This window comes from Pseudomonas fluorescens (assembly GCF_902497995.1).
Lineage (GTDB): Bacteria > Pseudomonadota > Gammaproteobacteria > Pseudomonadales > Pseudomonadaceae > Aquipseudomonas > Aquipseudomonas fluorescens_BK.
Genome location: NZ_CABVII010000038.1, coordinates 34,684 through 47,552, shown reverse-complemented (window position 1 = coordinate 47,552; position 12,869 = coordinate 34,684). Strand labels below are relative to the sequence as shown.

At 63.0% G+C, this 12,869-nt stretch carries 4 protein-coding genes; all 4 read right to left on the bottom strand.

All coding sequences use genetic code 11. The features are described 5' to 3' along the window. Positions 1-301: 301 nt before the first annotated feature. Genes cysC through F8N80_RS29105 form a run of 4 tightly spaced genes read right to left on the bottom strand, consistent with a single transcriptional unit; the run spans position 302 to position 12,782 of the window. On the bottom strand, positions 302-907 hold the full coding sequence (cysC, locus tag F8N80_RS29120; protein WP_150785248.1) for an adenylyl-sulfate kinase: 606 nt from the start codon (positions 905-907) through the stop codon (positions 302-304). Next, positions 891-2,402 (bottom strand): TolC family protein, encoded by a 1,512-nt coding sequence (locus F8N80_RS29115; RefSeq protein ID WP_150785247.1) that lies wholly within the window; start codon positions 2,400-2,402, stop codon positions 891-893. The genes cysC and F8N80_RS29115 overlap by 17 nt, the downstream gene beginning before the upstream one ends. A 42-nt stretch (positions 2,403-2,444) precedes the next feature. Then, positions 2,445-11,897: an Ig-like domain-containing protein gene (locus F8N80_RS29110; RefSeq protein WP_150785246.1), complete on the bottom strand. Its 9,453-nt coding sequence runs from the start codon at positions 11,895-11,897 to the stop codon at positions 2,445-2,447. A gap of 48 nt (positions 11,898-11,945) precedes the next feature. Then, entirely contained in the window at positions 11,946-12,782 is an 837-nt protein-coding gene (locus tag F8N80_RS29105) for a sulfotransferase family protein (RefSeq protein WP_150749137.1), read from the bottom strand. Positions 12,783-12,869 lie beyond the last annotated feature (87 nt).

Here is a 12,869-nt window from a genome sequence, read left to right as displayed (position 1 = left end):
GTTGTGTTTGCCGAGATCGATACCGATTAATGCTGACTCGCTCATGATGATGGCCTCCGAAAACAAAACACCCTGCGAAAGCGTAGCCCTCGCAGGGTGTTGGGGGTGACCATCTCATTAACCCGCCGATGGCGGGTTTTCATTCAAGGTATTTAACGATTAGCATTCTCCAACGGCAGAACCTGCAAGCCTTTGCCACCGATTATCCCATCGCCAAGACGCGCGCAACAGCGGTTCACCCGACCCGACGCCAGTCAGGTCAACGCATCCGCCGCCGGCATACGCAAGAACACAGTCCAGCTCATCGCTTCGGCAGCACCGCACATTCACCGAGCCAGTTCAGCAGTCGGTCGAGACACGCCTCCACCGACTGCACACCGGTATCAAGCACCAGCGACGCGGACAGCGGCGTTTCGTAAGGCGCGCAGATGCCAGTGAACCCTGCCAAATCCCCACGACGAGCGCGGGCGTAATGACCTTTCGGGTCACGCTGTTCGCACACCGCCAGATCGGCGCGGCACCAGACTTCGCGATAATCCTCGCCGAGGCGCCGGGCGAAAATATCCCGTAGTTCCACCAACGGCGCGATCATCGCCAGGATGACGATCTGCCCGTTTTCCACCAGCAATGCAGCCAGTTCACTGGCACGCCGGATGTTTTCCTGGCGATCACTGTCGGTAAACCCCAGGTCGCGGTTGAGGCCGACCCGCAGGCCGTCGCCATCGAGTACCACGCTCTGCACTCCCCGCTCGAACAGCTCGGCGTGCAGCGCCTGGGCCAATGTCGACTTGCCCGCCGCCGGTAAACCGGTGAGCAATATCGACAGGCCGCGATGGCCGTTGCGGGCTTCGCGTTGTTCACGGCTGACGCTGGCGCTCGGCGCCAGCAGGTTATTGGGCTGGGGCATAAGTCGTCACCGCAATGTTGCCCGACGCCCAGGCGGCTTCACGATTGGCCAGCGCGGTGGCAATGGACTGGACTTCGGTGGAATGCACTTCTTCCGGCATCGGGTCGAGGCCGGCGCTGGCGAAGATTTGACCGTAGGCATTGCGCAAGTCGGCGTAGGACAGGTCCCGACGCAAGTCCGCCTGCAGGGTGTTCAGTTCGCCCTGGATCAGGTCCAGTTCACCGAGGCTCGCCGCCTGATGACGATTGCGCAACTGCCCCAGAATCTGGCCGTCGATGCTCGACAGTTCCTGGTTGGTCTGGAACTGATGCAGCGCCTCCCGGTAGTTGGCGTTGGCGACGTAGAGCTGGGCCAGCACGGCTACGGACATGGCCTGGCGACGGGCCTTGGCGACTTCTTCGCCGGCCTTGGCCACGTTGATCGCGGCCGGCGCGGAGATCACGTTGAACAGGTTCCAGGTCAGCTTTACCCCATAATCGGCCCACTTTTCGTTGACCAGAAACGAGTTGCTGTCGTAATGCCCCCCCGCCGAAAACTCCAGGCCCGGCAACAGCCGTAGCATGGCCTTACGGGTTTCAGCGGTACTGATGCGGGCTTGGTAATCCTGCTCGCGCAGCTCCGGACGGTTGGTCAGCGCTTCATGTTCCAGGCTGGCCATGTCGACTTTCAATTGCGGTAACGCGTAATCGTCCGCGGTCGCCAACTTCAGGTCGGTGCCCATGGGCAGGTTGATCAGGGTCGCCAGTTCGGTTTTGGCCAACGACAAGGCGCGGCGCTGCTCCTGCAACTGACGGGTCGCCTCGATCAGCGAGCGCTGGTAGCCCAACGACACGACCGGATCGCCGATACGTTGCTGGCTCATGCGCTGGCTATTGCTGCGCGCGGTATCGACCCGCGCCATCAGGCTGTCGATCTGCGTCAGCAGCCGTTCGGCGGCCATCGCGCGCCAATAGGCCGAGCGCACGTCCTGGACAATGGTGTTGATTACCTTGCGGCGGCGTTCCTGGACGATCAGTCGCTGGTCGCCCTGTTGCTTGGCGCTGATGTAGCTGACGCCGAAGTCGAGAACGTTCCACACCATGGTGAGGTCGGCCACCCGACGGTCGCGATCCTGGGAGGTCGACGGTTCCAGGGACTGGGTGCCCGTCAGCACGCTCTGGCTGCTGGAGGCGCCGACGTTGTTGCGCCCGACATAGCCTGCATCCAGGGCCATGCGCGGCAGCATGTCGAAGCTGGCCAGGTCGAGTTGGCGCTTGGCCAAGGCCTCTTCCATGATCTTGAGCCGGCCTTCAAGGTTGTATTTCACCGCGCGGGCCATGGCCTGGTGCAAGGTCAGGGGGCCACTGAGGGGCTCCTGGCCGGTGTACATGTTCTGCAGGTCGCTTTTGGCGCGCTGCTCACTGGCGCTGCGTTCGATCGGCTCACTTTTGACTGCACATCCGCTGATGACCAGTGTCAGCAAGCTGGCGCCGAATAACTTTTGACTTCTTTTCATCCTTGGATCGCCCCTGGATACCGCACTGATTCATGTGTGTTTTCAAGCCTTCATTTCGCTGATGCCGACTTGTCGCAAAGCGGCGGCCAGGCTACTGATCTGCCGTCGCTCGGTGTCTGTAAGCGCTTGCAATTGCTGACCCAGGGTCGGCGCACTGAACGCTCCACGCAGCCCCTGGGAAAGATCCCCGCCCCGGATCGAATCCTTGCCGAAGGACTCCAGCGAATCGCGCTCGGGGTCGGTGGATTGATGGAACAGACTCGACAGCGTGCTGGTGCCAAACACCCCGCCATCACCGCCGCCAACACCGAGGAAGCCATGGCCCGAACCGTTGCCCGCGCTAGTGCTGCCGCTGAACACCTGGGCAATCATGCTCTGGGAAAATGCCCCGCGACTGATGAAAATATCCCCCAGCGGCCGGAGGCCATCGCCGAGGACCCGCTCCTCGAACAACGGCGCGAAGGTCAGTGGCGAGGTCAGCGTGCCGGTGGGTGCGACGAAGAGGGTCGGTTGCAGCGGCAGATGGGGTTGCTGGGGTTGCTGGGGTTGCTGGGGTTGATCGGGCACGGTCAGCGGTGGCGAGACGCGGGACTCCGGATTCGGGGGCACTATCACAACCGTCGTCGGTGGCGCTGGCACGGTGTCGATCGCATAGTCGTTCGACTGGCGGGTGCCGCTGCCGGCATTGCCCGAGCCGTCACTGACGCCCGCGATGTTTAGACTGATTGCGTTATTGACCATCCTGACGTTGCTGGTCGGCGTCAATGTCGCGGTCCAGGTTTTGCCGCCGTCATGGCTGAGCAGATTGGACAGGGTGCCATTGGCGACGCTGAGGTCCGACAGGTCGAAACCCGATACCGCTTCGGTGAAGGAGATGGTGACAGTGGTCGTCTCTCCGATGCCCAAGTGGACATTCGCCACCACGATGGTCGCGGTCGGCGGCGCGGTGTCAATGGCGTAATGGTTGGAGTCGGTGGTGCCGCGGCCAGTGTTGCCCGCCAGGTCGGTGATGCAGCTGTTGTCCAGGGTGATCTGGTTGCTGGTGTCGGTGATGTTGGCGGTTGGGGTGAAGGTGGCGGTCCAGGTGATGCCGCCGTCGCTGCTGCTCACTGCGCTCAGGGTGCCGTTGGCGATGCTCAGGTCGATGTTGCTGAAACCGCTCACTGCTTCACTGAAGGTGATCGTCACCAGGGAGGTTTCGCCGATGCTCAGCGTGGTGTCGGCGACCACGATGGTCGCGGTCGGCCGCGCCGTGTCGATGGCGTAGTGGTTGGAATCGGTGGTGCCGGTGCCGGCATTGCCCGAAGCGTTTTGCACGCCGCCGTTATCCAGGGTGATGACGTTGCGGGTGTCGGTGATGGCGCTGGTCGGCGTAAAAGTTGCGGTCCAGGTGATGCCGCCGTCGCTGCTGCTGACCGCGCTCAGGGTGCCGTTGCCGATGTTCAGGTCGGCGTTGCTGAAACCGCTCACCGCTTCGGAGAACGTGATGGTCACCCGCGAGGTGTCGCCGAGGTTCAGTGCCGTATCCGCGAGCACAATGCTGGCCGTCGGCAATACGGTATCGATGGTGTAGTTGCCGGAGTGGGTGGTGCCGCTGCCGGTGTTGCCTGACAGGTCTTTGACCCCGGTGTTGGCCAGGGTGATCAGGTTGGTCGTGTCGTTGATGCTGGCGCTCGGGGTGAAGGTCGCGGTCCAGGTGATGCCGCCGTCGCTGCTGCTCACCGCGCTCAGGGTGCCGTTGGCGATGCTCAGGTCGGCGTTGCTGAAACCGCGCACCGCCTCGGAGAAGGTGATGGTCACCAACGAGGTTTCGCCCACTGTCAGTGTGGTATCGGCCAGTACAATGGTCGCGGTGGGGCGGAGCGTGTCGATGGCATAGTAGTTGGAGTGGGTGGTGCCGCTACCGGCGTTGCCCGACAGGTCGCTGACCCCGGTGTTGTTCAGCTTGATCAGGTTGGTCGTGTCAGTGATGTTGGCGCTCGGGGTGAAGGTGGCGGTCCAGGTGATGCCGCCGTCGCAGCTGCTGACCGCGCTGAGCGTGCCATTGGCAATGCTCAGGTCGGCGTTGGTGAAACTGCTCACCGCTTCACTGAAGGTGATGGTCACCCGCGAGGTGTCGCCGAGGTTCAGTGCCGTGTCCGCGAGCACAATGGTGGCCGTTGGCCGCAGGGTGTCGATTGTGTAGTTGTTGGAGTCGGTGGTGCCGCTGCCGGCGTTGCCCGCCAGGTCGGCGATGCAGGTGTTGTCCAGGGTGATCAGGTTGCTGGTGTCGGTGATGTTGGCGCTCGGGGTAAAGATTGCGGTCCAGGTGATGCCGCCGTCGCTGCTGCTGACCGCGCTCAAGGTGCCGTTGGCGAGGGTCAGGTCGGCGTTGCTGAAAGCGCTGACCGCTTCACTGAAGGTGATGGTTACCCGCGAGGTGTCGCCGAGGTTCAGTGCCGTATCCGCGAGCACAATGGTTGCTGTTGGCCGCAGGGTATCGATGGCGTAGTTGTTGGAATCGGTGCTGCCACTACCCACGTTGCCCGACAGGTCGCGGACCCCGGTGTTGTTCAGGGTGATCAGGTTGGTCGTGTCGGTGATGCGGGCGGTGGGTGTGAAGGTGGCTGTCCAGGTGACACCGCCGTCGCTGCTGCTGACTGCACTCAAGGTGCCGTTGGCAATGGTCAGATCCGCGTTGGTGAAACCGCTGACCGCTTCACTGAAGGTGATGGTTACCCGCGAGGTGTCGCCGAGGTTCAGTGCCGTGTCCGCGAGCACAATGGTGGCTGTTGGCCGCAGGGTATCGATGGCGTAGTTGTTGGAATCGGTGGTGCCGCTGCCGGTGTTGCCGGCCGCATCAGTCAGCCCGGTGTTGTCCAGGGTGATCAGGTTGGTGGTGTCGGTGATGCTGGCGCTCGGCGTGAAGGTGGCGGTCCAGGTGATGCCGCCGTCGCTGCTGCTCACGGCGCTCAAGGTGCCGTTGGCAATCGTCAGGTCGGCGTTGGTGAAACCGGTGACCGCTTCACTGAAGGTGATGGTCACCAGGGAGGTGTCGCCGATTCTCAACTCAGTGTCGGCGACCACGATGGTCGCGATCGGCGGCGTCGTGTCGATTGTGTAGTTGTTGGAGTCGGTGGTACCGGTGCCGGCATTACCCGAAGCATTTTGCACGCCGGTATTGTCCAGGGTGATCAGGTTGATCGTATCGGTGGTGCTGGCCGTCGGGGTGAAGGTCGCGGTCCAGGTGATACCGCCGTCACTGCTGCTCACCGCGCTCAAGGTGCCGTTGGCAATGGTCAGGTCGGCGTTGCTGAAACCGCTCACGGCCTGGCTGAAAGTGATCGTCACCAGGGACGTTTCACCGATTTTCAGCGCATTGTCGGCGACCACGATGGTGGCCGTCGGCCGAACGGTATCGATCGTGTAGTTGCCAGAGTTGGTCGTGCCGCTGCCGGTGTTGCCAGCCATATCGACCACGCCGGTATTGGCCAGGGTGATGACGTTGCTGGTGTCCTTCACGCCAAGGGTTGGGGTGAAGGTCGCGGTCCAGGTGATGCCGCCGTCGCTGCTGCTGACTGCGCTCAGGGTGCCGTTGGCGATGCTCAGGTCGGCGTTGCTGAAACCGGTCACCGCCTCGCTGAAGGTGATGGTCACCAGCGAGGTTTCGCCCGCACTCAGTGTGGAGTCGGCCAGCACAATGGTGGCGTTCGGCCGCGCGGTGTCGACGGCGTAGTTGTTGGAATCGGTGGTGCCGCTGCCAGCATTGCCGGCCGCATCAGTCAGCCCGGTGTTGTCCAGGGTGATCAGGTTGGTCGTGTCGGTGATGCTGGCGCTCGGGGTGAAGGTTGCCGTCCAGGTGATGCCGCCGTCGCTGCTGCTCACGGCGCTGAGCGTGCCGTTGGCAATGGTCAGGTCGGCGTTGGTGAAACCGCTGACCGCTTCACTGAAGGTGATGGTCACCAGGGAGGTTTCACCGATTCTCAACTCAGTGTCGGCGACCACGATGGTGGCCGTCGGCCGAACGGTGTCAATGGCGTAGTTGTTGGAGTCGGTAGAGCCGGTGCCGGCATTACCCGAAGCGTTTTGCACGCCGGTATTGTTCAGGGTGATCAGGTTGGTCGCGTCGGTCGTGCTGGCAGATGGGGTAAACGTGGCTGTCCAGGTGACGCCGCCGTCGCCGCTGCTGACCGCACTCAAGGTGCCGTTGGCAATGGTCAGGTCGGCGTTGGAGAAACCAGTGACGGCTTCGCTGAAGGTAATGGTCACCAGCGAGGTTTCACCGATGTTCAGTGCGTTGTCGGCGACCACGATGGTGGCTGTCGGCAACACGGTATCGATCGTGAAGTTGGCAGAGTTGGTCGTGCCGTTGCCGGTGTTGCCAGCCACATCGGTCACGCCGATATTGGCCAGGGTGATGATGTTGCTCGGGTCATTGACGTCCACGGTTGGGGTGAAGGTCGCGGTCCAGGTGATGCCGCCGCCACTGCTGCTGACGGCGCTCAGGGTGCCGTTGACAATCGTCAGGTCGTCGTTGCTGAACCCCGTCACCGCCTCGCTGAAGGTGATGGTCACCTGCGAGGTTTCGCCCGCACTCAGGGTTGGGTCGGCCAGCACAATCGTGGCGGTCGGGCGTTGGCTGTCGATGGCGTAGTTGTTGGAATCGGTGGTGCCGCTGCCAGCGTTGCCGGCCGCATCGGTCACCCCGGTGTTGTCCAGGGTGATCAGGTTGGTCGTGTCAGTAATGCTCGCCGTCGGCGTCAGGGTCGCGGTATAGGTGATGTTATCGCTGGTACTCAGATTGCTCAGGGTACCGTTGCTCACCGTCAGGTCGGCCAAGGTAAAGCCGGTCACCGCCTCGGAGAAGGTGAAGGTCACCACCGATGTTTGACCCACCGCCAGTGCCGCATCCGCGACCAGGATCGTGGCGGTTGGGCGCACGGTGTCGATGGCGTAGTTGTTGGAGTCGGTGGTGCCGCTGCCGGCGCTCCCGGAGGCGGCAGCCTGCACGCCGGTATTGTCCAGGGTGATCAGGTTGATCGTATCGGTGGTGCTGGCCGTCGGGGTGAAGGTCGCGGTCCAGGTGATACCGCCGTCACTGCTGCTCACCGCGCTCAAGGTGCCGTTGGCAATGGTCAGGTCGGCGTTGGTGAAACCGCTCACGGCCTGGCTGAAAGTGATCGTCACCAGGGACGTTTCACCGATTGTCAGTGCGTTGTCGGCGACCACGATGGTGGCTGTCGGCTGGACGGTATCGACCGTGTAGTTGCCAGAGTTGGTCGTGCCGTTGCCGGTGTTGCCAGCCACGTCGGTCACGCCAGTATTGTTTAGGGTGATGACGTTGCTCGGGTCATTCACGCCAAGGGTTGGGGTGAAGGTCGCGGTCCAGGTGATGCCGCCGTCGCTGCTGCTGACTGCGCTCAGGGTGCCGTTGGCGATCGTCAGGTTGGCATTGCTGAAACCGGTCACCGCCTCGCTGAAGGTGATGGTCACCAGAGAGGTTTCGCCCGCACTCAGTGTGGGGTCGGCCAGCACAATCGTAGCGGTCGGGCGTTGGCTGTCGATGGCGTAGTTGTTGGAATCAGTGGTGCCGCTGCCAGCGTTACCGGCCGCATCAGTCAGCCCGGTGTTGTCCAGGGTGATCAGGTTGGTCGTGTCAGTAATGCTCGCCGTCGGCGTCAGGGTCGCGGTATAGGTGATGTTATCGCTGGTACTCAGATTGCTCAGGATACCGTTGCTCACCGTCAGGTCGGCCAAGGTAAAGCCGGTCACCGCCTCGGAGAAGGTGAAGGTCACCACCGATGTTTGACCCACCGCCAGTGCCGCATCCGCGACCACGATCGTGGCGGTTGGGCGCACGGTGTCGATGGCGTAGTTGTTGGAGTCGGTGGTGCCGATGCCGGCGTTGCCCGAGCCGTTTTGCACACCGCTGTTATCGAGGGTGATGACGTTGCTGGTGTCGGTGATGGCGCTGGTCGGCGTGAAGGTTGCGGTCCAGGTGATACCGCCGTCACTGCTGCTCACCGCGCTCAAGGTGCCGTTGGCAATGGTCAGGTCAGTGTTGCTGAAATCGCTCACCGCTTCGCTGAAGGTAATGGTCACCAGCGAGGTTTCATCGATTTTCAGCGCATTGTCGGCGACCACGATGGTGGCCGTCGGCCGAACGGTATCGATCGTGTAGTTGCCAGAGTTGGTCGTGCCGCTGCCGGTGTTGCCAGCCATATCGACCACGCCGGTATTGGCCAGGGTGATGACGTTGCTGGCGTCATTCACGCCAAGGGTTGGGGTGAAGGTCGCGGTCCAGGTGATGCCGCCGTCGCTGCTGCTCACCGCGCTCAGGGTGCCGTTGACGACGTTCAGGTCGGCGTTGCTGAACCCCGTCACCGCCTCGCTGAAGGTGATGGTCACCAGCGAGGTTTCGCCCGCACTCAGTATGGGGTCGGCCAGCACAATGGTCGCGTTCGGCCGCGCGGTGTCGATGGCGTAGTTATTGGAGTCGGTGGTGCCGCTGCCAGCATTGCCGGCCGCATCAGTCACCCCGGTATTGTCCAGGGTGATCAGGTTGGTCGTGTCGGTGATGGCATTGGTCGGCGTAAAAGTCGCGGTCCAGGTGACACCGCCGTCGCTGCTGCTCACAGAGCTCAGGGTGCCGTTGGTAATGGTCAGGTCGGCGTTGGTGAAACCGCTCACCGCCTGGCTGAAGGTGATCGTCACCAGGGACGTTTCACCGATTCTCAGCGCCGTGTCCGTGACCACGATGGTTGCTGTTGGCCGCACGGTATCGATGGCGTAGTTGTTGGAATCGGTGGTGCCGCTACCGGCGTTGCCCGCCGCGTCGCTGACCCCGGTGTTGTTCAGGGTAATCAGGTTGGTCGCGTCGGTGATGCTGGCGGTGGGTGTGAACGTTGCTGTCCAGGTGACACCGCCGTCGCTGCTGCTCGCCGAGGTCAACGTGCCGTTGGTAATGGTCAGGTCGGCGTTGGTGAAACTGCTGATCGCTTCACTGAAGGTGATGGTTACCAGCGAGGTTTCGCCGATGCTCAGGCTGTTGTCGGCCACCACAATGGTCGCGGTCGGCCGCTCGGTATCGATGGCGTAGTTGTTGGAATCGGTGGTGCCGCTACCGGCGTTGCCCGACAGGTCGCTGACCCCGGTGTTGGCCAGGGTGATCAGGTTGGTCGTGTCGGTCGTGCTGGCGGCCGGGGTGAAGGTGGCGGTCCAGGTGACGCCGCCGTCGCTGCTGTTCACTGCGCTCAAGATGCCGTTGGCAATCGTCAGGTCGGCGTTGCTGAAGTCGGTGACCGCTTCGTTGAAGGTGATGGTCACCAGCGAGGTGTCGCCGATCTTGAGGGCCGTGTCGGTCAATACGATGCTGGCCGTCGGGCGGACGGTATCGACGATGTAGTTGTTGGAATGGGTGGTACCGACGCCAGCGGTGCCCAGACCATTTATCACCCCGGAGTTGTCCAGGGTGATGACGTTGGTCGTGTCGGAAATGCTGGCGGTAGGGGTAAATGTCGCGGTCCAGGTGACGCCGCCATCGCCGCTGCTGACGGCGCTCAAACTGCCGTTGGCGAGGGTCAGGTCAGCGTTGGTGAGACCGGTCACGGCCTCGGAAAAGGTGATCGTCACCAGGGACGTTTCGCCGATTTTCAGTGTGGTGTCAGCGACCACGATAGTCGCGGTCGGCGCCGGCGAATACGCCGTGTTGAGGACGCCGCCGTCGTTGTAGAGGTTCGCGACGGAGCTCGGTGAGGCACCGGTTGTACCCCCGCCCAGCGCCGTGCCACCGGCACCACTGCCCGCGGCATTACCGGCCAGGGCCGCGAAGTTGGCGGCCGTGATCAGCAGTGTGCCTTTGTTCCAGATCGCACCGACGCCCCGGCCACCGATGCCGCCATTGGAGGCAGTGCCGCCATAGCCACCACCGCCGCCACCGCCACCGCCGGCGCCAATGTTGTTGGTAATGTATGACGTGCCGACAATGGTCAGCGTACCGGTGTTGGCGTTGTAAATGCCGCCCACCGCGTTGCCACCGGCCCCACCCTCCCTGCTCCAACCGGAGCCGCCACCGCCGCCGCCAATGGAGATCGTGCCATTGCTGGCCGTCGCACCATCGCCGCCGTTGCTGTAATAGGAAACGCCAATCCCCCCGGCTCCGCCAGTGGTGGTACCACCACGACCGCCCATGTGAGTCGCGTCATAACCGCCGCCGTAACCGCCAATACCGCCGCCGCCCGACCCACCGCCCAACGTGCCGGTGCCCGGCCCCGCCGTGCCACCATGCCCACCGCCCTGACCGCCCAGTCCCCCGCCACCGCCACCACCGCCGCCGTAAAAAGAGCTCCTGACACCGCCGCCACCGCCGCCACCGGAAGCGCCGTTGGCGGTCACGGCGACGTTGTTCAGGGTCAGATTCCCTGCGTTAAAAATCCCCCCGGCCATCGCGCCCGTGGCGCCATAGCCACCGTTGCCGCCATCACCCGACACCAGGCCACGGGTGATCACCAGGCCATCGAGGGTCACGGTACTGCCAGCCGCCACTTCAATCACCCGGGTCCTGTACTGACCATCGAGGATCACGTCAGCTGCGCCGTCGTTGTTCAAGTCGCCATCAACGGTGATGTTTTTGTTGATCAGCAGTTCGGAGGTCAGTTGCACCGTCATGCTGGCGTTGAAGGTGACGATATCGCCGTTCTGCGCCGAGGCGATGGCGGCACGCAACGAGCCGACGCCCGTGTTCGCGTTGTTGCTGGCCGTCCATGTCGCCAGGCCCCATTGATAGTCGCTCATGGCCGTGGTCGAGAGGACGTTGGCGCTTTCGATGTTGCCGGTGGCGATTTCCAGGTTCCAGTCGCCGCCGACGCCGGTGCGATTGCTGGAGGCGGCGACGTCACGGCCGGTCAACTGCGCCAGGGAATCGATGAAGCTCAAGCCGCGCTGGCCTTCGGCGGTGTAGCAGCCATAGATCAGGATGTCGCCGCCGGCGTTCATGTCCTGGCCGATGTCCGCCAGCACGGCACTGCGGGCCGCGACGTTGTCGACCGACAGGTAACTGTCGCCCAGCCACAGATCCCCCGCGTTGCCATGGGCGATGATCTGCACCGAGCTGATGCCCTGATGGGTGTCCAGGTAGTCGGCAATCTGCTGCAAACCGTCCCGGGTGGCGTCGAGTTGCACCACCTGGGTGCCGGGCGCCACGCCGTTGAGCAGGCTGTCGGCCTCCTTGACCCTGGCATCGACGAACACCACGCTCTGGCCCGGCACGGCAACGGGCGCAGTGGCGGGCGCAGCGTCGGCCTGGTCGTGGGTGCCCTGGCCGGCGGCGGCCGGTTGGTCGGTGGTCGGCGGCCTGGCCGCGTCGGCCGTGGTGGGGCCATCGGCCTGGGCGGTATCGGCCACCGTGGCCGCGACCGCACCGTCGAACAGCATTCGCGGCTCCAGTGACATGATCATGGGCGATACCAGCACACGAGCGCCCTGGGCCTGGTGCGATTTGCCGTTTTTCCACCACATGCTAGTCACCCGAACTCAAACTTTATGATTGCCAGTAAAAAGCCGCGATCAACTGATCGCGGCGTCGGACTTCATACGAATGACATTGGCGGCGCTGGAGGCCCCATCGCGCCAGAAGGACAGCGCGGCATATTTGTCGAACAGGTCCGGCGGCAGGATCGTTCGCCGGGACTGCAGTGCCACCTGGCGTTTGACCCGGTGCAGCCCCGACACGCCGAGCGCCTGGTCGAACTCCGGCGCATCGTAGACGAGGTTATTGAAATCATGCTCGAACCAGGGCTCGCCGATGAAATCGTACACCAGGCGCAGCACCCGCTCAGGCGCCTGGCTGAGCAAGTCGTAATCGACGATCAGCAGCGAGTCGGCGTGTTCGCCGTAGTAGGCTTCTTTGAGCGCCGTCCAGGCGAAGCCCACCAGGCGATTGCGCTGGGCCAGGGTTTCACAACGGCTGTAAACGGTGCTGCGCTCTTCTTCGTCGTTGAACAGCTTGGTGTTCTCGAACGGGTTGGCGCGGTACAGGCGCTCGATGCTGTCCATCACCCAGGCGACGTTGCGCACACAGGCAATGGTTTTGGCCTTGGGAAACAGCTCATGCAACGCAGGCAGACGCGAACACCACTGACGGTTGGTGTCGAAGATGACGGGTGTGTGGGCAAGCTCGGCATAGTAGGAGTCGAACAGCCCGCGCAACAGGCGACGACGCAATGGGGTGTCGATCACCGCACCGAATTCGCTCCCGGCGCTGCACTGGGCCAGGACGCTGGTGAACAGTGAGCCGACCGGGCTGGTCATCCCGGCATGAAAGCGCGGGTTTTGCAGCAAGATGGCAGACAGCAGGGTGGACCCTGAGCGTGGCAAACCGGAGATAAAATGGTACTGCTGCATCCCTTCACCCTAGTCGAAGTTCCTTTCTCGATCACAGCGTAGTCGATGCTTCCTGTGCCGGATAGCGCACATGATGTCAATTTGCTG

Coding starts and splice junctions, on each gene's coding strand:
- F8N80_RS29105 (WP_150749137.1), bottom strand. CDS start 12,782: ATGCAGCAGTACCATTTTATCTCCGGTTTGCCACGCTCAGGGTCCACC.
- cysC (WP_150785248.1), bottom strand. CDS start 907: ATGCCCCAGCCCAATAACCTGCTGGCGCCGAGCGCCAGCGTCAGCCGT.
- F8N80_RS29110 (WP_150785246.1), bottom strand. CDS start 11,897: ATGTGGTGGAAAAACGGCAAATCGCACCAGGCCCAGGGCGCTCGTGTG.
- F8N80_RS29115 (WP_150785247.1), bottom strand. CDS start 2,402: ATGAAAAGAAGTCAAAAGTTATTCGGCGCCAGCTTGCTGACACTGGTC.